The following is a 19,867-nucleotide window of genomic DNA, read 5'->3' as shown; positions in this document are numbered from 1 at the left end:
TAGTACCGGCTGGAATCAGACGCAATTGCCCGCTTCGTTGCGCGCCTTGGCGAGCAGCGCTTTACCGGCGCGCGACACGTTCGGCTTGCCGATCGACGTCGAGATGAAATCGCCGATCGCCACGACTTGCGCGAGGTCGATACCGGTCTCGATGCCGAGGCCGTTCATCAGGTACAGCACGTCTTCGGTCGCGACGTTGCCGGTCGCGCCCTTCGCATACGGACAACCGCCCAGCCCCGCCACCGACGCGTGATAGATCTCGATACCTTCCTGCAGCGCGGCGTAGATATTCGCGAGCGCCTGGCCATAGGTGTCGTGGAAGTGGCCCGACAGACGTTCGCGCGGAAACACGCGGGTCACGGCTTCGAATACTTCGCGCGTGCGCTTGGGCGTGCCGACGCCGATCGTGTCGGCGATATCGATCTCGTCGCAGCCGAGCGCCGCGAAGCGTTCGACCACATCGACCACCGACGCCACCGGCACCTCGCCCTGATAGGGGCAGCCGAGCGCGCACGACACGCTGCCGCGAATCCGCAGGCCGTGTTCCCTGGCCGCCTGCGCGACCGGCGCGAAGCGGTCGATGCTTTCTGCGATGCTGCAATTGATGTTCTTCTGCGAGAACGCTTCGCTGGCCGCGCCGAAGATCACGATTTCGTCCGCGTGTGCCGCAAGCGCGCCTTCGAAGCCGCGCAGGTTCGGCGTGAGCACCGAGTAGATCGTGCCCGGATGGCGCGCGATGCCGGCCATCACGTCGGCGCCGTCGGCCATTTGCGGCACCCATTTGGGCGACACGAACGAGGCCGCTTCGACATTGCGGAAACCTGCCGCCGACAACCGGTTGATCAGCTCGATCTTGGTTGCGGTGGGAACGAATTCCTTTTCGTTCTGCAGTCCGTCACGCGGACCGACTTCGACGATTTTGACTTGCTGGGGTAAGGCCATGATTGTCTCCTTTCGACCCGAGCTAGCGGCTTAGCGCTTACTCGGGTTTCATGCGATTGAGTTGCGAGCCGCGCGAAGCGGCGCTCCTGCGAATGGATTCAATATCCGCGCTCAAGATTCACCACCCCGCCGACCGTATCGCCACGCATCAGCGCTTTAATCTTGCACGCGACCTGTTCGACGCTTTCCGAGCGCAACGTCAGCGCGGACACGTGCGGCGTGATCGTGATACGCGGCTCGCGCCAGAACAGATGATCGGCCGGCAGCGGTTCCTCGCGGAACACGTCGAGTGTCGCGGCCGTCAGTTGCCCGCTAGCCAGCGCGTCCAGCAGATCCTGTTCGACCAGATGGCCGCCGCGCGCCACGTTGATCAGATACGCGCCGCGCGCGAGCTTCGAGAACGTGCGGGTGTTCAGCACGTCGCTAGTGTCGGGCGTGTGGGGCAGCAGATTCACCAGCACCTTGACGCCATCGAGAAACGCGTCGAACTGGGTATCGCCGGCGAAGGTCGTGATGCCGTCGATCTGCCGCGCACCGCGGCTGTAACCACGCACGGGTAACCCGAAGCTCGCGAGCGCCTTCGCGACGTGCGAGCCGAGCACGCCGAGTCCCAGCACGCCGACTGTGAACGTGTCACGCGGATGCGGTTCGAGCACGTGCCAGCGGCGTTCGCCTTGCAGCGTTTGATACTCGTCGAAACGACGCAGATAGCGCAGTACCGTGTGCGTCACATACTCGGCCATTTGCAGCGCCATGCCGGAATCCTCGAGCCGGATCAATTGCGCATTGCGCGGCAGCGTGCCGGGGTGCGCGTGTTCAAGCCCGAGGATCGCGTCGACGCCCGCGCCGAGATTCAAAATCGCGCGCAGATCGTCGCGGCCGGCCAGCATCTCGCGCGGCGGCCGCCACACGACCGCGAAATCGGCCGGCGCGGTATCGCCCGGCTGCCATTCGCGCAGTTCCGCTTCGGGCAGCGCGCGGGCGAAGTCGTGCAGCCATTCGGCGGCGTCGGGATGCGTCATGTAGAAAAGGACTTTCATACGGTCGGGCAGGTCCCTGCGTAGTCGGATCGATTGACGAAGAAGGCCCGGTCGCACGGCGGCACTGCGCGCGGTGCATTGGTCGACGCTTGCGGCATGGGGGCCTCCTCCTTTTTATGGATAAGCTTCATTCTACTTTTTCGACGTGAACCGCGCGCGTTTGCGTACGGGCGTACGGGTTTGGCCGCATTCGCCCCCGTATTCGTCCCCGCATTTGCCACTGCATTTGCCCCTGCATTTGCCCCATAACCAAAGCACAAAAACTTGGTTCACCCACGCCGAACCGGGCGGGACAATGCCTTTCCAGATTCCCGCTGCGAGGGACAGACATGCTTCCATGCATCAAATCGACGTGGCCGCCGCGGCTCGTGACCGTCCCCGGCCTGCACGGCAGCGAGGGCGCGCACTGGCAAAGCTGGCTGGAGCGGCAGTTCGCGCGTTCGTTGCGCGTCGAGCAGGCGGACTGGGAAGCCCCGGACGTCGCGCGCTGGGCGCAATCGCTGCGCGACCTGCTGGCGCGCGAGCGCGGGCCGTTCGTGCTGGCCGCGCACAGCTTCGGTTGCCTCGCGGCCGCGCACGCGTTGCAGCAGGCGTCGTATGCGAACGACGTGGTCGGCGTGCTGTTCGTCGCACCCGCCAGTCCGGAGAAATTCGCCTTCGCGGGCCCGTTCGACGCGCGCCGGCTCGGCGTGCCCTCCATTCTGATCGGCAGCGAAACCGATCCATGGATGCCGCTCACCGGTGCGCGCGAACTCGCGCAGCGTTTCGGCAGCGCGTTCGTCAATCTCGGCGACGTCGGGCACATCAACACCGCGGCCGGCTTCGGTCCTTGGCCGCGCGCCAAGTATTTCGTCGACACGCTGGTGCACTGCGCGGCGCCGCTGCGCTTTCGCGAGGAGACGTTCGAGGCCGCGCAGCACGCGTTCGTTTGAGCACGGCGATGGCGCTTTGCGCCGTTGCGTTATGTCCGGCTTCGGCCCGGACGAGGCAGTAAGCAATCCGTTAGAATCCCGCTTCACGCCGCGCGCTCGTGCGGCTACAGGTTTTTATCATCGATAGGCGGGGACAAGATGGCAGGCAATACGGGGACATCGCGCTGGCTCGCAGCCGGCATGACGGCAATCACGCTCGCGATGGGCGGCATCTCGACGGCGCACGCCGACACGTCGCTGCTGAACGTGTCGTACGACGTGACGCGCGAGTTGTACAAGGACATCAACGCCGGCTTCATCGCGGCGTATAAGCAGAAGAGCGGCGAGACGGTGTCGGTGCGCCAGTCGCATGGCGCGTCGAGCGCGCAGGCGCTGTCGGTGCTGCAAGGCTTGCAGGCCGACGTCGTGACGATGAACCAGCCGAACGATATCGACCTGCTCGCCGAGAAGGGCCAACTCGTACCGGCCAACTGGCGTGCGCGTCTGCCGAACGACAGCGCGCCGTACACCACCACGATGGTGTTCCTTGTGCGTAAGGGCAACCCGAAGCACATCAAGGACTGGGACGATCTCGCGAAGCCGGGCGTGCAGGTGGTGATCGCCAATCCGAAGACCTCGGGCAACGGACGCTATTCGTATCTCGCCGCATGGGGTTATCGCAAGCAGCACGGCGGCACGGATGCGCAGGCGCTCGACTTCGAAAAGGCGATCTTCAAAAACGTGCCGGTGCTCGATACGGGCGGCCGTGGCGCGACGACCACGTTCACGCAACGCGGCATCGGCGACGTGCTGGTGACCTTCGAAAACGAAGTGTCGCTGATCGATAGCGGCGTGGGTGCGGGCAATTTCGAGGCGGTGTATCCGTCGGTGAGTCTGCTGGCGGCGCCGCCGGTTGCGATCGTCGACAAGGTGGTCGACAAGCGCGGCACGCGCAAGGAAGCGCAGGCGTATCTCGACTATCTGTGGTCGCCGGCCGCGCAGGAAATCATCGCGGAGCATCATCTGCGTCCCCGTGACAAGGACGTGCTGGCGAAGCACGCAGCCGAGTTCAAGCCGATCAAAACCTTCACCGTCGAAGAGATGTTCGGCAGCTGGCAGAAAGCGCAGCAAACCCATTTCGCCGATGGCGGGACGTTCGATCAGATCATCGTCGACAAGAAGTAAGCAGCGATACTAGAAACGCAAAGGGCGCCTCGATTTACATCGAGGCGCCCTTTTTTTCAAAGTGTTGGTGCCACAGGTATCTTCGTTGCCACGCTTCAGAGCTCCGTGCTCCTATTTTTCATTCGACCAGTCTCGTAGCAATATCATTTGGAGTTCGTTGCGGCGATCGCATCCAGGCGTTTGGAGAATTCCCAGCGAGCTTCGAGCGCGGTGCGATCAGGGCCTGTTGTTCCGTTCAGGAAAAGGCGTTGACCTTGAAAGGCTGCGTACTCCATTTTCATCAAATCCGTGTGCAGTGAGATCGTCATTTCCACAGGATGGATTGCCAACATGCCGAGGTCAAACAGAATGTGCAAATCGCTGCGTAGCAGCAAGCCGTTGTGTGCTCCGTTCTCGTTACTCAACGCATAAGGCGCAATGTGCGCTGCCTCAACAAGATACGGGTAATCGCAGCGACTAATCTGACAAGCGCTGCCGTAGCGTTGGATAAGTCGCTGTCGGAACTGAGGTTGCCCGCGTCTCAAATTGACCTCACGCAACACGCGTCGTCTTGCTTCAATGATCGAGTTAGGCATTGTCGCTTCTGCCGTCAAGTGCGCAGACGTGTCCAAACTGATAGCACCCGCAAAATTTTCGACCAGCTGTCGGCATCCCGCCTCGCTAATTAGTATTGCCTCGAGCTTGGCCAGATCAAGTTCCTTGATCGACATCTGGTCACTCGGACGGACTACTGCGTCGTTGATTTGTTGCAGGGTGAGCATTGCAGGTGCTTGGCGAAATGTTTTGCCGTAATGCGCCTCGAATGTTTTTACTTCAACCGATTCTTGAAGTGGAACATCGAACAGATGGCGGTTCTTGCATGCCCAGCGCGGCGCCATCGTGGCGCGCTCCTTGATGTTTGAGATCCGACACGTCGGGCAGCGCAACCTCGCCTTTTTCCCATTTCCAGGCACAATGCTTTCAATCTGCGCTATGCCAAGAATGTTGGTCCTTGATCTCAGAATGACGACGTCTTTAATTGCAACTTGTCGATAGTTGGCGACGTTACTGTCATATCGGTAAACCTCGGCCGGATTGTCGTCGTAGCCTGCGTTGCCACCATATTGCCGTGTTCCTTCAATCGTTAAGAACGACCATGCACGAGGACTGGTCATCACTTGATCCTCCTCGCTCGTCCCAAAGGGTGACTGAATGGAGAGAGAGGGGCGAAGCAGGGTTGGTTGTGTGCGAGAAAAACCGGCATGAAGTTTCCGCGTTTGTGATGTGTCGCGGTGAAAATGCCACAAATCCGCGATGATGCGCAAGCGCCCCCGGTAGAAAATCGAATTTCTTCACCGTCGAAGAGATGTTCAGCAGCTGGCAGAAAGCGCAGCAAACCCATTTCGCCGATGGCGGGACGTTCGATCAGATCATCGTCGACAAGAAGTAAGCAGCGATACTAGAAACGCAAAGGGCGCCTCGATGTAAATCGAGGCGCCCTTTTTTATTGCGCGCGGTTTATCGCGCGCTTCAACTGCATCAACGCAGTTTTCGATTCATCACCGCTCAATTCGGCGCGGCATGCCTGTCGCAACCCTGTTCGCAGCCGCTTTGATCCACCGGCATCTGCTGCGAGGCCTCGGCGCTAATGCCCAGACGTGCCAGCAGCTTGCGGTCGGCTTCGGCTTGCGGATTGCTCGTGGTCAGCAATTGATCGCCGTAGAAAATCGAGTTCGCGCCAGCGAGGAAACACAGCGCCTGCAACGCTTCATCCATCTGTTCGCGGCCCGCCGACAAACGCACCATTGCTTTCGGCATCGTGATACGCGCCACCGCAATCGTACGCACGAATTCGAACGGGTCGATCGGTTCGGTGCCCGTCAGCGGCGTGCCTTCAACTTGCACCAGATTGTTGATAGGCACCGATTCCGGATACGGCTCCATGTTCGCCAGTTGGGTGATCAGCCCGGCGCGTTCACGACGCGATTCGCCCAGCCCCACGATCCCGCCGCAACACACGTTGATGCCCGCATCGCGCACGCGTTCGAGCGTGTCGAGACGGTCCTGATACGTGCGCGTCGAAATGATCTGACCGTAGAATTCCGGCGACGTATCGAGGTTGTGGTTGTAGTAGTCGAGGCCCGCATCGCGCAGCGCCTGTGCCTGGTGCGTTTCGAGCATGCCGAGCGTCACGCAGGTTTCGAGGCCCATCGCCTTCACGCCGCGGATCATGTCCTTGATCGGTTCGAGGTGACGGTCTTTCGGATTACGCCACGCGGCGCCCATGCAGAAGCGTGTCGCGCCGTTTTCCTTGGCGAGCTTGGCGGCGGCGAGTACTTCGTCGACCGGCATCAGCTTGTCGGCTTGCAGACCCGTGTCGTGATGCACCGACTGCGGACAGTACGCGCAATCTTCTTCGCAGCCGCCGGTCTTGATCGACAGCAGCGTGGAGAGTTGCACGGTGTTCGCGTCGAAATGCTCGCGATGCGTTTGCTGCGCGCGGAACATCAGGTCGTTGAACGGCAGTTCGTACAGCGCGACGATGTCGGCGACTCGCCAGCGCGCCAGTTGTTTGGCGCCTTCGGCGGCGTTATTTTGGGCGGCGACCGTGTCGGCTGGCGTCGAAGCGATGTTCAGTTGCGTCATATCGTCAATCCTTGTGGATAGATGTGTGTGGGGATCAGCGCTGCGTGTGACGCAGCGTCTGCAAGAGTCGGTCGATGTCGAGCTGGTCCGCCGCAAGTTCGGGCGAAGCCGGGCTCAGATGCGGCACGATGCCGAGCAATGGGGCGTCGTACGCGCGAGCCAGCTGCTCGCGGATCGAGGCGATGTTTTCGTCGGGGAACGTCATGTTGGGATCGACGCGATTCGCGACCCAGCCCGCGAGCGTGAGTCCGCGCGCCGCGATCGCCTCAGCGGTGAGGAGCGCATGGCTGATGCAGCCCAGACGCATGCCGACCACCAGCACCACCGGCAGCTTCAGCGCGACGGCGAGGTCGGCGGTGTCTTCGGTGGCGGTCAGCGGCACACGAAATCCGCCGACGCCTTCCACCACGACGATCTCCGCGCGCTGCAACGCCTGCGCGTGACACGCGACGATGTGACCGAGATCGAACGTGACGTTCTCCAAGGCGGCCGCGATGTGCGGCGCGGCCGGTTCCTTCAGCAGGTACGGCGTGCGCATGTCGGGTGGCAGCAGCACGCTCGACGCGGCGTCGAGTTGATCCGCGTCTTCGTTGTGCAGCACGCCGTTCACTTCGAACGCGCCGGCGGCGATCGGCTTCATCGCGGCGGCTTGCAAACCCGCGCGCACGAAACCGCGCAACAGGGCCGACGAAACGAAGGTTTTGCCGATTTCCGTATCGGTACCGGTGACGAACAGCGACAGCGGTTTGTGATTCAGGCTACTCATGCCGCTTTCGCTCCGAGCTGTTGCAAGCCAGCGTCGAGCCGGTCGAGATCCGCCAGCGAATGGGCCGCCGACAGCGAAATGCGCAGCCGCGACGTGCCGACCGGCACGGTCGGCGGACGGATCGCCGGCACCCATAGACCGGCGCGGTCGAGCGTGGCCGCGATATCGAGCGTCGCGTCGTTCTCGCCAATAATGAGTGGCTGCACGGCCGTGTGCGAATCGACGGGCAGCCACGGCGTGGCTTTCAGCATCGCGCGCGTGCGGTTGATCAGTTGCTGGAGATGCGCGCGTCGCGCGTCGCCTTCTTCGCCGCCGATAATGCGCAGGCTCGCCGACACCGCATGCGCCGCCGCCGGTACCGACGCCGTGGTGAAGATGTACGGACGCGCGCGCTGCACGAGCCATTCGATCACGGTCTCATGCGCGACGACGAACGCGCCCGAGACGCCTGCGGCCTTGCCGAGTGTGCCGATCGAAATCAGATTCGGCGAGCGCAGCGCCGCTTGCGCGACCGCGCCGCGGCCTTGCGGACCGAGCACGCCGAAACCGTGCGCGTCGTCGACGATCAGCCACGCGCCGTGCTGTTCCGCGAGCGCGAGCAGGCGCGTCAGCGGCGCGACGTCGCCGTCCATGCTGAAGACGGTGTCCGACACGATCACCTTGACCTCCGCGTTCGACGCTTCGAGCAAGGCGCCCAACGCATCCATGTCGCAGTGCGGATAGATCTGCACGTCGGCGCGCGAGAGCCGTGCACCGTCGATTAGCGACGCGTGATTCAACTCATCCGAGAACAGCGTCGTGCCGCGGCCCGCGAGCGCGGTGAGCGTCGCGAGGTTGGCCATATAGCCGGTGCTGAAGTAGAGCGCGCGCGCATTGTCGACGAAGCCGCCGACGAATTCCGCCAGGTCGTCTTCGAGTTGCGCATGCGCGCGCGAGTGGCCGCCCAGCAGATGCGAGCCGCCGCTGCCCGCGCCGTAGCGCTGTGCGCCTTCGGCGATGGCCGCGATCAACCGCGGATGCGCGGCGAGGCCGAGATAGTCATTGCTGGCGAAGCCGATGATCGCGCGGCCGTCGACGGTCATGTGCGCCGCGCATGCCGTGTCCGCGATGCGGCGGCGGCGGCGCAGCCCGCGCTCGTCGATGTCTTTCAGGCCTGCCGTGAGTGTGTCGAGCAGATGCATTAACGGGCCTCCGTGAGCGTGGCTTCGAAGGTTTCGCGCGTGCGCGATGCAAGCAGCGCGAGTTCTTCGTCGTCGAGGATGTAGGGGGGCATCAGATACACCGTGGTCGAGATCGGGCGCAGCAGGAGTTCGCGCTGCAACGCGTTGTCGAAGAAACGGCGCGAGAAAGTGCGAGCTTGCTGCGCGTCGTCGATCACGGCGTCGAACGCGAAGATCGTGCCGCACTGGCGCAGATTGCGGACGTGGCTGTGCTCGGCGAGCGGCGCGAGCGCGGCTTTGAGCGTCGCGGATTTTTGCGCGTTGGCGGCGAGCACGTTGTCGCTGACGAACAGGTCGAGCGTGGCGAGCGCCGCACGGCACGCGAGCGGATTGCCGGTGTACGAGTGCGAGTGCAGGAAGCCGCGCGCGGTGTCGTCGTGATAGAAGGCCGCGTAGATTTCATCGCGGGACAGCACGATGGAGAGCGGCAGATAGCCGCCGCTGATACCTTTCGACAGACACAGAAAGTCCGGCCACATGCCGGCCTGTTCGCACGCGAAGAACGTGCCGGTGCGACCGCAACCGACGGCGATTTCATCGGCGATCAGATGCACGCCGTACTGGTCGCACAGGGCGCGCAGTCCCGCGAGATACGACGCGTCGTGCATGGCCATGCCGGCCGCGCATTGCACGAGCGGCTCGACGATCAGCGCGGCGATTTTCGTGGCGCGCGCGTCGAATAGCGAGCGTACGTGTTCGAGCGCGCGATGTGCGACGTCGGCAGCGGTTTCGCCCGGTTGCGCCAGACGCGCGTCGGGCGATGCCACGACGTGGGCGTGACGGATCAGCGGATCGTAGGCGTCCTTGAAGAGCGCGACGTCGGTGACGCCGAGCGCACCGATGGTTTCGCCGTGATAGCTGTTGGCGACGCAGACGAATTCCTGCTTATCGGCGAAGCCGCGATTGCGCCACGAATGGAAGCTCATCTTTAGCGCGATTTCGACGGCGGATGCGCCGTCCGACGCGAAGAACGCGTGACCGAGCGTATTGTCGGTGAGGGCGCTGAGGCGTTCCGCGAGTTCAATGGCCGGTTCGTGCGTGCAGCCGGCGAGCATGGCGTGTTCGAGCGTGTCGAGCTGGTCTTTGAGCGCCGCGTTGATGCGGGGATTCGCGTGGCCGAACAGGTTGACCCACCAGGAGCTGATCGCATCCAGATAACGATGGTTGGCGCGGTCGTAGAGCCACGCACCTTGACCCCGTGAGACGGGGACGAGCGGCAGGCGCTCGTGGTGCTTCATCTGGGTGCAGGGATGCCAGACGGCGCGTAGGCTGCGGGCGACCCAGTCGTCAGGGGTCGTGGTGGGTTCTGCTGGCTTGTTCAATGCGGTGCTCCGGATGCTGGTTTGCTGCTGGTTTTGCGCTGCGCGTTAGGGTTTGGGGCTGATGCGCGGGGTTGAGATTAGCGGTTTCTTTCGTGCTGCGCACTAGGGGCTGGGTGGGTGGTTTTGCCTGTGGCGCTGGGGTTTGGCGACGTTTTGGGCTGGTCGGTTGCGTTGGTTTGAAAAGGTCGCTGTTCGGCGGAGTTGGCGACGGCAAAGTAGTTGGGCCTTGTGGGTGGGGATTTGCTTGTTAAGCGGGTTTTTTGGGCCTTTCCTTGAGGTCGCGGTGGTCTATTGGCGTTGCCCCTGTGCGGGGCGGCACTTACTTCTCTTTGCCGCGGCAAAGAGAAGTAAGCAAGAGAAAGCCGCTCACACCGCCAGCTCATAAGCGGGTTTCGTGGTCCGCCAACGGTAGTGGTGCATCTGGAATCCGTGCCCTCGCACACTCCGCGCCGGTGACAAGGCAGTCATTCCTCCGGCAGCGCTGCGCGCGCCGCGGCGGTCGTTCATACACCGCTGGCACGGTGGGGCTCGCGAGTTGCGCGCGCGAAGACTGGCCGCAATTTCGAGTCGCCGCGCACGCAAAGAGGCGGGGCACTGAAAGACCGTAGGGACTAAAAATTGTGGGTGGTTTGACGAACGACCGGGCGGGGCGCGGAGCGCCACCGGAGGAATGACTGCTGTGTCACGAGGGTGGAATGTGCGAGAGCACGGATTCCAGATGAGCCACTACCGTGGCTGCGCGGGGGACCCGCTTAAGAGTTGGCGGTGTGAGCGGCTTTCTCTTGCTTACTTCTCTTTGCCGCGGCAAAGAGAAGTAAGTGCCGCCCCGCACAGGGGCAACGCCAATAGACCACCGCGAATTCAAGGAAAGGCCAACAAGCGAGGCCAGCCAACCAAAACAAGCGCCGCGCAAGCAGCGCCCTCATTCACGACTAGCAATAGCCCGCCGCGCGTCAGCGCCAGAAGAAGCCCCAGCACCTTCACCACTAGCCGTCTGCGAAGACCGATCCCCCCAAACAACGGCGTTATCCACCGCATACAGGCGACAAGGCGCAACGCTCTGCTTCTGACAATTCGCCACCGCAACCGAATTAGGATCATCCCCGCCTTCAGCCCATGACCAAGCCCCAGAATCCGAAACAGCAAAAGCCCGACTCGGATACTGATGCAAGAAATTCCGATACCCATTCCGCCCGGCTTCATCGACAAAGGGCACGGAATCGACCGCGTCGACAGCAGCAAACCCACTCGCCTTAGGCGCGGAAGGATCCTCGACCCGATACTGCACGCCCGTCGGCATCCCAACCTGCGCAAGAAACGCCTCGACCGCAGGCCACCACACATGCACGCCGTCACGATCGCCAACCAGCCGATGCGCGTCGTTCTTGTAGTTGCCGAAGTCCACCATCTTCGCGCTCGCACCATGCGCGCCATACGCGGCATACATGCCCGCCACCAGCGGCGCATTCCACACCGAATCGTTATCGCCGTACATCCACAGCGACGGCACCTTGGTCTTCTCACCGTACACGCCGAACGCACGCGTCAGATTGCCCTGCCAGTCCTTGCACGCATCCTGCCGCAAACCGCCCGAGAAATTGATCAACGCCCGCACGCCCGGCGCGGCCTCAGGGCCGTAAGCCATCGTCGCCAGGCCACCGTGCGACGTGCCCGCCACCACGATATGCGAGGCGTCCACATACGGCTGCTTCGACATGAAATCGATCGTCGCCGCTACGTCGCCAGCCTGGCCGACGCCGTTGCGCTCGACATCGCAACCGTCCTGCTGATAAACGCCATCCGAATGGCCGAAGCCCTGGCGATTCGGCGCGACCACCACGTAGCCGCGGCGCACGAATTCGCGCGCGAACGGCAGCGGGTCGCTGCGCTCCTGCGTACGCGGATCGCCGGGAATCTTGCCGTGGTTGAAGACGATCATCGGAAACGGACCTGCGCCGTCCGGTTTGTAAATCGTCGTTTCGAGCGTGACCGAGCCGGCAGCGTCGACCGGTACGCGAATGATCTGTTCGTTCAGGCCCGCAGTGGGCAGATAGACATCGTCGTCGAGGGCAATGCGCGGCACATGCGCGCGGGTCAAAGGCCCAGCCTGGGTGTCGGAGAGCGGGTCGGCATGCGCGAGTGCAACCGCGCACGTGGCCGTTGCACACATCACCGCACACTTCGTCAGAATCTTGCTGAACACCATTGACGCACCTGCCTCAAAATCCTGCCCTGAACACCGTGGTGTTGGTCTGTCGAATCCGTCGCTGACAGTTGACTTTCAGCGAGTTTCGGCACACAAAAACACACTCGCGTACGTAATGCGCCAGGCGCACGCACGCTAATCGAGATCGCACGGGATGAACCCAAACGGCCGACGCGACCCCACGCGCCGATGATGAGCGCCACGCTTACCGCCGGAACTGCCGCCGAACCCACTCTATCTGGTGCCCGGCAGAGCGCCCTGCGCATTTTGCGGAGTGGGTTGGCCCTCTCTCGCAACGTGACGTCATGAAGCTACGACCTCATCCTGGCACGACAATTTTGTTTTGTGCAATCAAGGAGAACCCGCGACGAAAAAATTGCCGCTCGCCGATCGTCCTGCCAACGGCCGCGAAACGCAGGCCTCGCGGGTGTCCGGGTGTGCGAAGCAAGTCGAGTCGTCGCGCGTGGTGTCGTGCTGAGCCAACACGAAAAAAAGGCCCTTATACAGGGCCTTATGTGAACACGGTGACATGCACGCCGCTGCGCCGCGTAAGGCGCTGAAAGGTTACGGACTATTCGCTGACGTCGCCGTCGACATAGCGCCAACGGCCGTCCTCGCCGCGGATAAAGCGGCTCAGTTCGTGCAGCCGGTGCGCACGCCCACCCACCTTGTATCGTGCGATGAATTCGACGGTGGCATGGCCGTCGCCGGTCTCGGCGAAAGCCTTGATCTGTAGTCCGAGCCAGCGGGGTGCGTCGGGCGCGGCCGGGTCGACGTCGAGGTCGGCGGGACAGGTCTGCGGCGCCCAGCTGGCGCGCAGATAATCCGTTGCGCCCACAACATACGCGCTATAGCGCGAACGCATCAGTTCGAGCGCGCGCGGCGCTGCTTCGCCAGCGTCGATATAGCGGCCACAGCATTGCTCAAAGCGGGGCGCCCTGGCGCCGCCGCGGTGATCGGGAGCGGCGCCGCCGCATGGGCAGTCGGCAGGTCGTTGCGTCGGCAACAATGTTTTATTCATCAGACTTTCAACCTGATTCGCAGCACCATGGCTCTGTTTCCTCACCAGTCGAGCGGCGTGCCGTCGTATTGATAGAAACGGCCGTTGAAGTCGTCGTGCAGGGCGGCGGCCTGCGCGAGCACTTCGCGCATGCCGGTGACGCTGCGCGCCGGGTCGATCGCGGCCTGGGCGCCACCCATGTCGGTGCGCACCCAGCCCGGATGCAACGAGACGCAGGTCGCGCGACGCGCGTCGAGCGAGGCGAGTTTCAACGCGTCGTTCAAGGCCGCCTTGCTCGCGCGATACAGCCAGCCGGCGGTGCCGCTCGCGTCGCCGATGCTGCCCATCTTGCTGGAGATCACCGCGAACACGCCGCCGGCGTCTTCGACGAGCGGCAGCAGGAGCGGCATCAATTGCATCGGACCGCGTACGTTGGTGTGCATCACATGGTCGAAGTCTTCGGCGCTGATCGCTTCAATGCCTTCAGTGTTCGGGCCGTACACGCCCGACACCACGATCGCCGCATCGAGTCGTTCTCCGTCGAGCTGCGAGCCGAGTTCGGCGATGTCTTCTTCCGAGGTGATGTCGACGGCAAAAGTTTCGGCGCCGAGCGCCTTCAACGCGTCGAGCGCCGCGCCGTCGCGTGCGGTGGCGAGCACGCGCCAGCCGCTCTTTTTGTACTGCCGGACAAACTCCTGGCCGATGCCGCGCGACGCACCGACAATCAACACTGACTTCATCGTCTCACCTCGATTCCTCGAATGCCGCAATGATTGCCGCAGCGAGTGCGGCAAGCCTCGCATTAAACCAGCTCAACGCCCATCGCGGTCGCTTCGCCGCCGCCGATACACAGCGTCGCGACACCCCGCTTCAAGCCGCGCTTCTTCAACGCGCCGATCAGCGTGACGAGAATCCGCGCGCCCGACGCGCCGATCGGATGCCCCAGCGCGCAGGCGCCGCCGTTCACGTTGACCTTCTCATGCGGCAGATGGTGTTCCTTCATCGCGGCCATCGTCACCACGGCGAACGCTTCGTTGACTTCGAACAGATCGACTTCTTCCGCGCGCCAGCCGTTCTTCTCGAACAGCTTGCGAATCGCGCCGACCGGGGCGGTAGTGAACTTCGCCGGCTCCTGCGCGAAGGTCGAGTGGCCGACCACGCGCGCGATCGGTTCGACGCCGAGGCGCTTCGCGGTCGACTCGCGCATCATCACGAGCGCGGCGGCGCCGTCGGAAATCGACGACGAATTCGCCGCCGTCACCGTACCGGTTTTGCTGAACGCGGGCTTGAGCGTGGGGATCTTGTCGAGGTTCGCTTTGAACGGCTGCTCGTCGTGGTCGACAGTCACTTCGCCTTTGCGGCTTTCCAGCTTTACCGGCGCGATTTCCCAGTCGAACGAACCGTCTTCGTTCGCGCGCTTCGCCCGGTTGAGCGACTCGATCGCGAACGCGTCTTGCGCTTCGCGCGTGAAGTCGTACGACCCCGCGCATTCCTCGGCGAAGGTGCCCATCAGACGGCCTTTTTCGTAAGCGTCCTCGAGGCCGTCGTAGAACATGTGATCGATCACCTGGCCGTGACCCATGCGCATGCCGCCGCGAGCCTTGGGCAACAGATACGGCGCGTTCGTCATGCTTTCCATGCCGCCCGCCACGATCACGTCGACGGAACCCGCAGCCAGCATGTCGTGCGCGAACATCGCCGCGCGCATCCCGGAGCCGCACATCTTGTTGACGGTCGTGCTGCCGGTGCTCAACGGCAAGTGGGCGCCCAACGCGGCTTGCCGTGCCGGCGCCTGGCCGAGGCCGGCGGGCAACACGCAGCCCATCACCACTTCGTCGATCTGCTCGGGCTTGAGGCCCGCGCGCTGCACCGCGGCTTCGATCGCGATCGAGCCGAGTTGCGGTGCTGTCAGCGACGCGAAGTCGCCCTGGAAAGCCGCCATCGGCGTGCGGGCTACGCCTACGATGACGATCGGATCGTTCTGCGTCGGGTTCATGCTTGCCTCACTCATGTTTAAGCTCCTTGATCACACCTTCGACGATCGCCGGCACGTCGCCGAGCCGGGCCGCGTCGTTGTCTTCCTTGTACGCACCGCCGGCCGCGACGGCCGCGATGCAGTCCTTGTAGGTCGCGTCGAGCGCGGCCGCGTCGCTGATCGCCATGCCGAGGTTGCGCACCTTGCCGTCGTGCACGCCATACACCCAGCCGTGCACGGTGAGTTCCTGACCACGCGCCCACGCGTCGTTGACGATGGTGGTGCGGCACACGTTCATCACCTGTTCGACCGTGTTCAGTTCGACCAGACGACGGTGCCGTGCTTCGCCGAGCGGCCAGTTTTCGAGCAGCGTTGCATGCTTGGTGCGCACGTCCTGCACGTGATGCAGCCAGTTGTCCGCGAGACCCACGCGCCGGCCGTGCAGCGCCGCGCCGACACCCGAGCAGCCGTAATGGCCGACCACCATGATGTGCTTGACCTTCAGCAGGTCGACGGCGAACTGGATCACCGACAGACAGTTCAGATCGGTATGCACCACCACGTTGGCGATGTTTCTGTGCACGAACACTTCACCCGGCGGCAGACCGATGATCTGATTCGCCGGCACGCGTGAATCGGAGCAGCCGATCCACAGGTACTCGGGCGTTTGCTGATGCGCGAGACGCGAGAAATACTCGGGGTCTTCGGACAGCTTGCGAGTAACCCACGCGTCGTTGTTGTCGAACAGATGCGCGAGCGGGTGGGGGGACGGATTGGCTTTCGTGTTCATGGTGTGTCTGGACGTTTGCTCGACCGATGGACCGGCCGGTGTCGTTGCATAAGATTCGGACGAGAGGTTTAGCGCGTGGGTTTCACGCTGCGCGCACGCTGGGTTCGTCGGTTGGAGCATCCGCTGCACCCGGCGCACCCGGCGCACCCGGCGCGGACGAAGCCGCATCGGCGAAGCGTTCCGGATAGCGCACGCTAAAGCGCACGCTGTCGTCGTACGGGAAAAAGTCGGGCAGTTCGCCTTTCAGTAGATGATCCTTGTGCCGTTGCCACAGCGCGGGACCGAAGAAGTCCGCGTGATGCTGCATGAAGGAGCGGCGCACGCGTGGGTCGCCGAGCAGGAACGTGCCATATGTCTCCGGGAAAATGTCGTGCGGGCCGACCGAGTACCAGGGCTCGCCCGACATTTCGTCTTCTTCGTTACGTGGCGCCGGCACCGCGCGCACGTTGCAGTCGGTCAGATATTCGATTTCGTCGTAGTCGTAAAACACGACCCGGCCGTGACGCGTCACGCCGAAGTTCTTGTACAGCATGTCGCCGGGAAAGATGTTGGCCTGCATCAGTTCCTTGATCGCATTGCCGTATTCCTTGATGCCGTGGTCGACGTCCTGGTCCGTGCCGTTCTGCAGGAACAGGTTGAGCGGCACCATGCGGCGCTCGATATACATGTGGCGAATCACGAGATTGTCGCCGTCGTACTCGATCAGCGACGGCACTTCCTTTTCGAGTTCGCGCACGAGCGCTTCATCGAGCCGCGAACGCGGCAGCGCGACACTCGAATATTCGAGCGTGTCGGCCATGCGGCCCAAACGGTCGTGCCGTTTGACGAGTTGATACTTTTCCTTGATCTGCGCGCGCGTGGTTTCCTTCGGCGGCGGGAAGTGATCCTTGATCAGCTTGAACACGTATGGAAACGACGGCAGCGTGAACACCAGCATGACGAGCCCCTTGATACCGGGCGCGATGATGAACTGATCGCTCGAATGCGACAGGTGATGCAGCAGATCTCGATAGAACAGATTCTTGCCCTGTTTTTGCAGACCCACCGACGTGTAGATTTCCGCCTTCGGCTTGCCCGGCATGATGGTGCCGAGAAACTCCACATAGGCGGACGGCACTTCCATATCGACCAGAAAGTACGAATGCGAAAAGCCGAAGATGATCAGTAACTGGTCGCGCTTGAGCAGCACGGTATCGAGCGCGAGCACGCCGTGCTTCACATGGCGCAAGGGCACCGCGAACGGCAGCAGCAGATCGCCGTTGATGATCCGTCCAACGATATACGCCGACTTGTTCCGGTAAAACAGCGACGACAGCACGTGAATCTGGAAGTTGGGCGCTTCGTCGAACACGCCGAAGGCGTCGTGGATGGTCTGCATCACGCAGCTCACGTCGCGCTTCAGATCTTCGAACGGCGGCGCCAGCTGGAAATTCGTGACGATGCGTTCAAGCGTGGCGGCGAGGCCGTCTTTGCCGGGGTAATACGCGCGATACGTCGGTTTCGCGGCCGGTTCGTCGTTCTCGATGTACTCGGTCGAAATCGCCGGGCGCACGAAGATGAAGTCGTTGTTGAAGTACGAGCGGTGCAGGATCTTGCAGCACACGGAATTGAAGAACGTTTCCGCGCACTCGGGCTGACGGTGCGTGGTCAGCAGGCCGATGTAGTGCAGCTTGATCTGCTGCCACACTTCGTTGTCGATATTCTCGGCGTCGTATTCGTCTTCAAGCAGTTCAACGCATTCCTCCACGCGTTCGTCGTACGAGGTAATGCGTTCGCGAGCGAGCTTTTGCAGGCCATGCCAGTCGGCGTTTTCGAACAAGGTCTTGGCGTGGATCGCGGCGTCGCGAAAGATCCGGTAGTGCCGGTCGAATCCTTCGAGCATGGTCTGCGCGACGTCAAAGCCGATTTGCGACGACAGCAGTTTGGGGAAGTGATTCATGTGGACCGTGCACTCGCCTCATGTCGTGAAGACACCCGGAATTGTATCGTCCGGGCGGACTCGCAATGCGTCGCGCCGTTCACGCGCGCCTGGTTTCGCGCGTGCCGTTTTCCAGCAGCACACGCGCCTGAGCTTCGTATTGCGCGAGGTCTTCGAGCGTCGCATTCAGATCTTCCAGCTGACGTTCGAGCACGTCGCGATGCCGCGCTACCGTGGCGAGGAACGCATGCAATTGCGACACGGTGTCGGTCGGCGATTCGTACACGTCGAGCAGATCGCGAATCTCCGACAGCGTGAAGCCGAGCCGCTTGCCGCGCAGCGTGAGCTTCAGTCGCGTGCGGTCGCGGGCCGAGTACACGCGCCGCAGACCGCTCGATCCTTCACGGCTCGGCGAGAGTAAACCCTGGTCTTCGTAGAAGCGGATGGCGCGCGGCGTGACGTCGAATTCCCGTGCGAGCTCGGTGATCGTGAATTGCGTGTTCATCGGGGCATCTCGTGGCCGGGCAGAAAATCGGATTGGACGATAGAATCGACGTTTACGTTATCGTCAACTTGAGTTGAACGCAACACCCGCAGGAACCTGGTAGAAACCCGGCAGTAACCGGCAGCAAACACGGCGTACCACGGCACGAGCGTGCCGCAACCACGCCGCCCGGCATCGCACACCTCGCCATGCCGGACGGCCGACGAAGGAAGACACCCACAATGAATGCACTCGAACATCAACTCGACTACCCGTTCAACGACACCTTGCCGGACGCAGGCCACGCGCTGGAAGTCGCGCCGGGCGTCTTCTGGCTACGCATGCCCCTGCCGTTCGCGCTGGACCACATCAACCTCTGGCTGCTGCGCGACGAGATTGACGGTCAGCAAGGCTGGACGGTGGTGGACTGCGGCATTACGTCGGACACGATCAAGGCGAACTGGGAGACCGTGTTCGACACGGTGCTGGACGGTCTGCCGGTGTTGCGCGTGATCGTTACGCATTGCCATCCCGATCACATCGGTCTCGCGCACTGGATTTGCACGGGCGGCGACAAACAGCGCTGGGACGTGCGGCTGTGGATGACCCTCGGCGAATACATGCAGGCACGCGTGATGGCGGCCGGCGACGGCTCGAACGCAGGCGGCGAGGGTGCGGCGCGACACTTCGCGCGGCACGGCGTGACGGATGAAGAGTCGCTCGACAAACTGCGCAATCGCAAGAGCTACTACGCGAGTCTGGTGCCGGCGATTCCGGGGCAGTACCGTCGCCTGCGTGAAGCGGATGGCGTAAAGATCGGCGGCAAGACGTGGCAGGTGGTGACGGGTTTCGGTCATTCGCCGGAACACTGCGCGCTGTATTGCGAAGCAACCGGCGTGCTGATTTCCGGCGACATGGTGTTGCCGCGAATTTCGACCAATGTGTCGGTGTTCGATATCGAACCGGAGGGCACGCCGCTCGCGTTGTATCTGGAATCGCTCGGTCGTTATGAGACGATGCCGGAAGACACCCTGGTGTTGCCGTCGCACGGCAAGCCGTTTCGCGGCGTGCGCACGCGTATCCGGCAGTTGCGCGAGCATCACGACGCGCGCCTCGCCGAAGTGCGCGAGGCTTGCGCGGAGAAACCGCAGAGCGCCGCGGATATCGTGCCGCTCATGTTCAAGCGCCAACTCGATATCCATCAGATGACGTTTGCAATGGGCGAGGCGCTCGCGCATTTGCATCTGCTGTGGCTCGCGGGGGAGTTGAAGCGTGAGCAGGGTGCGGATGGGGTGATTCGGTTTTCGCCGATCTAAACTCAAGGCGTTGGTGAGTCGATAAAAAAAGCCCGGTGCGTTTCATACGCAACCGGGCTTTTTCATGCGCCTTGACCCGTCCTGAAATAAGTTGACACCTGATCCTGCGGGAAGAAGGAGAGTCAAATTGGAAACGGGTTCGAAGCGAACGCAGCGTGATTACACGC

At 62.7% G+C, this 19,867-nt stretch carries 17 protein-coding genes and 1 pseudogene; 4 read left to right on the top strand and 14 right to left on the bottom strand.

The features are described from left to right. Nucleotides 1-15: 15 nt before the first annotated feature. Together B0G83_RS31355 and B0G83_RS31350 are read right to left on the bottom strand one after the other, a co-directional pair. Entirely contained in the window at nucleotides 16-942 is a 927-nt protein-coding gene (locus B0G83_RS31355) for a hydroxymethylglutaryl-CoA lyase (RefSeq protein WP_105511225.1), read from the bottom strand. Nucleotides 943-1,040: 98 nt separating this feature from the next. Continuing rightward, nucleotides 1,041-1,982 carry a glyoxylate/hydroxypyruvate reductase A gene (locus B0G83_RS31350; protein WP_105511224.1) on the bottom strand — a complete coding sequence of 314 codons (942 nt, stop codon included), beginning with the start codon at nucleotides 1,980-1,982 and terminating at the stop codon, nucleotides 1,041-1,043. Nucleotides 1,983-2,311: 329 nt separating this feature from the next. Here B0G83_RS31350 and B0G83_RS31345 point away from each other — a divergent pair, with 329 nt between their 5' ends. Further along, nucleotides 2,312-2,914, top strand: a complete 603-nt coding sequence (locus B0G83_RS31345; RefSeq protein ID WP_105511223.1) for an alpha/beta hydrolase — start codon at nucleotides 2,312-2,314, stop codon at nucleotides 2,912-2,914. 138 nt (nucleotides 2,915-3,052) lie between these two features. Further along, nucleotides 3,053-4,078, top strand: coding sequence for a sulfate ABC transporter substrate-binding protein (locus B0G83_RS31340; protein ID WP_105511222.1), 1,026 nt, complete (start codon nucleotides 3,053-3,055; stop codon nucleotides 4,076-4,078). A gap of 143 nt (nucleotides 4,079-4,221) precedes the next feature. Here B0G83_RS31340 and B0G83_RS31335 read toward each other — a convergent pair whose 3' ends face one another. After that, a complete protein-coding gene (locus tag B0G83_RS31335; protein WP_105511221.1) occupies nucleotides 4,222-5,232 on the bottom strand; it encodes an HNH endonuclease in 1,011 nt (336 codons plus the stop codon). A gap of 176 nt (nucleotides 5,233-5,408) precedes the next feature. Between B0G83_RS31335 and B0G83_RS39620 the strand changes: the two are divergent. Then, nucleotides 5,409-5,507 (top strand): annotated as a pseudogene (locus B0G83_RS39620) (sulfate ABC transporter substrate-binding protein); the annotation flags it as partial. Nucleotides 5,508-5,623: 116 nt separating this feature from the next. On the opposite strand, the gene bioB reads toward B0G83_RS39620, so the two are convergent. The 11 genes from bioB to B0G83_RS31270 form a co-directional block, all read right to left on the bottom strand. Next, the gene (gene bioB / locus B0G83_RS31325) at nucleotides 5,624-6,703 is read right to left on the bottom strand and encodes a biotin synthase BioB (protein ID WP_105511220.1); all 1,080 of its coding nucleotides are present in this window, start codon (nucleotides 6,701-6,703) and stop codon (nucleotides 5,624-5,626) included. 34 nt (nucleotides 6,704-6,737) lie between these two features. Continuing rightward, entirely contained in the window at nucleotides 6,738-7,469 is a 732-nt protein-coding gene (bioD, locus tag B0G83_RS31320; RefSeq protein WP_105511219.1) for a dethiobiotin synthase, read from the bottom strand. Further along, complete coding sequence (bioF, locus tag B0G83_RS31315) at nucleotides 7,466-8,650, bottom strand: 8-amino-7-oxononanoate synthase (protein ID WP_105511218.1); 1,185 nt, start codon at nucleotides 8,648-8,650, stop codon at nucleotides 7,466-7,468. The genes bioD and bioF overlap by 4 nt, the downstream gene beginning before the upstream one ends. Next, nucleotides 8,650-10,011 carry an adenosylmethionine--8-amino-7-oxononanoate transaminase gene (bioA, locus tag B0G83_RS31310; protein WP_105511217.1) on the bottom strand — a complete coding sequence of 454 codons (1,362 nt, stop codon included), beginning with the start codon at nucleotides 10,009-10,011 and terminating at the stop codon, nucleotides 8,650-8,652. The genes bioF and bioA overlap by 1 nt, the downstream gene beginning before the upstream one ends. A gap of 922 nt (nucleotides 10,012-10,933) precedes the next feature. After that, nucleotides 10,934-12,217: a dienelactone hydrolase family protein gene (locus B0G83_RS31305; RefSeq protein ID WP_105511216.1), complete on the bottom strand. Its 1,284-nt coding sequence runs from the start codon at nucleotides 12,215-12,217 to the stop codon at nucleotides 10,934-10,936. Nucleotides 12,218-12,788: 571 nt separating this feature from the next. Further along, nucleotides 12,789-13,238: a YchJ family protein gene (locus B0G83_RS31295; protein WP_105511215.1), complete on the bottom strand. Its 450-nt coding sequence runs from the start codon at nucleotides 13,236-13,238 to the stop codon at nucleotides 12,789-12,791. A 41-nt stretch (nucleotides 13,239-13,279) separates the two neighbouring features. Next, a complete protein-coding gene (locus B0G83_RS31290) occupies nucleotides 13,280-13,957 on the bottom strand; it encodes an SDR family oxidoreductase (protein WP_105511214.1) in 678 nt (225 codons plus the stop codon). 62 nt (nucleotides 13,958-14,019) lie between these two features. Then, on the bottom strand, nucleotides 14,020-15,213 hold the full coding sequence (locus B0G83_RS31285) for an acetyl-CoA C-acetyltransferase (RefSeq protein ID WP_105511213.1): 1,194 nt from the start codon (nucleotides 15,211-15,213) through the stop codon (nucleotides 14,020-14,022). A gap of 7 nt (nucleotides 15,214-15,220) precedes the next feature. Continuing rightward, entirely contained in the window at nucleotides 15,221-15,982 is a 762-nt protein-coding gene (gene can, locus B0G83_RS31280) for a carbonate dehydratase (protein ID WP_105511212.1), read from the bottom strand. Nucleotides 15,983-16,064: 82 nt separating this feature from the next. After that, the gene (aceK, locus tag B0G83_RS31275; protein WP_105511211.1) at nucleotides 16,065-17,921 is read right to left on the bottom strand and encodes a bifunctional isocitrate dehydrogenase kinase/phosphatase; all 1,857 of its coding nucleotides are present in this window, start codon (nucleotides 17,919-17,921) and stop codon (nucleotides 16,065-16,067) included. A 79-nt stretch (nucleotides 17,922-18,000) separates the two neighbouring features. After that, the gene (locus B0G83_RS31270) at nucleotides 18,001-18,405 is read right to left on the bottom strand and encodes a MerR family DNA-binding transcriptional regulator (protein WP_105511210.1); all 405 of its coding nucleotides are present in this window, start codon (nucleotides 18,403-18,405) and stop codon (nucleotides 18,001-18,003) included. Nucleotides 18,406-18,626: 221 nt separating this feature from the next. On the opposite strand from B0G83_RS31270, the gene B0G83_RS31265 reads away from it, so the two are divergent. Next, entirely contained in the window at nucleotides 18,627-19,700 is a 1,074-nt protein-coding gene (locus B0G83_RS31265; protein WP_105511209.1) for an MBL fold metallo-hydrolase, read from the top strand. Nucleotides 19,701-19,867: the final 167 nt, after the last annotated feature.

The organism is Paraburkholderia sp. BL21I4N1 (assembly GCF_002973525.1).
GTDB lineage: Bacteria > Pseudomonadota > Gammaproteobacteria > Burkholderiales > Burkholderiaceae > Paraburkholderia.
This window is presented reverse-complemented; position numbering and strand designations above follow the sequence as displayed.

What these genes read in the sequence shown, in the direction of transcription:
- bioB (WP_105511220.1), bottom strand. Translation starts at nt 6,703, where the DNA reads ATGACGCAACTGAACATCGCTTCGACGCCAGCCGACACGGTCGCCGCC.
- can (WP_105511212.1), bottom strand. Translation starts at nt 15,982, where the DNA reads ATGAACACGAAAGCCAATCCGTCCCCCCACCCGCTCGCGCATCTGTTC.
- B0G83_RS31335 (WP_105511221.1), bottom strand. Translation starts at nt 5,232, where the DNA reads ATGACCAGTCCTCGTGCATGGTCGTTCTTAACGATTGAAGGAACACGG.
- B0G83_RS31340 (WP_105511222.1), top strand. Translation starts at nt 3,053, where the DNA reads ATGGCAGGCAATACGGGGACATCGCGCTGGCTCGCAGCCGGCATGACG.
- B0G83_RS31345 (WP_105511223.1), top strand. Translation starts at nt 2,312, where the DNA reads ATGCTTCCATGCATCAAATCGACGTGGCCGCCGCGGCTCGTGACCGTC.
- B0G83_RS31270 (WP_105511210.1), bottom strand. Translation starts at nt 18,405, where the DNA reads ATGAACACGCAATTCACGATCACCGAGCTCGCACGGGAATTCGACGTC.
- B0G83_RS31305 (WP_105511216.1), bottom strand. Translation starts at nt 12,217, where the DNA reads ATGGTGTTCAGCAAGATTCTGACGAAGTGTGCGGTGATGTGTGCAACG.
- B0G83_RS31355 (WP_105511225.1), bottom strand. Translation starts at nt 942, where the DNA reads ATGGCCTTACCCCAGCAAGTCAAAATCGTCGAAGTCGGTCCGCGTGAC.
- B0G83_RS31265 (WP_105511209.1), top strand. Translation starts at nt 18,627, where the DNA reads ATGAATGCACTCGAACATCAACTCGACTACCCGTTCAACGACACCTTG.
- B0G83_RS31290 (WP_105511214.1), bottom strand. Translation starts at nt 13,957, where the DNA reads ATGAAGTCAGTGTTGATTGTCGGTGCGTCGCGCGGCATCGGCCAGGAG.
- B0G83_RS31285 (WP_105511213.1), bottom strand. Translation starts at nt 15,213, where the DNA reads ATGAACCCGACGCAGAACGATCCGATCGTCATCGTAGGCGTAGCCCGC.
- bioD (WP_105511219.1), bottom strand. Translation starts at nt 7,469, where the DNA reads ATGAGTAGCCTGAATCACAAACCGCTGTCGCTGTTCGTCACCGGTACC.
- aceK (WP_105511211.1), bottom strand. Translation starts at nt 17,921, where the DNA reads ATGAATCACTTCCCCAAACTGCTGTCGTCGCAAATCGGCTTTGACGTC.
- B0G83_RS31350 (WP_105511224.1), bottom strand. Translation starts at nt 1,982, where the DNA reads ATGAAAGTCCTTTTCTACATGACGCATCCCGACGCCGCCGAATGGCTG.
- B0G83_RS31295 (WP_105511215.1), bottom strand. Translation starts at nt 13,238, where the DNA reads ATGAATAAAACATTGTTGCCGACGCAACGACCTGCCGACTGCCCATGC.
- bioF (WP_105511218.1), bottom strand. Translation starts at nt 8,650, where the DNA reads ATGCATCTGCTCGACACACTCACGGCAGGCCTGAAAGACATCGACGAG.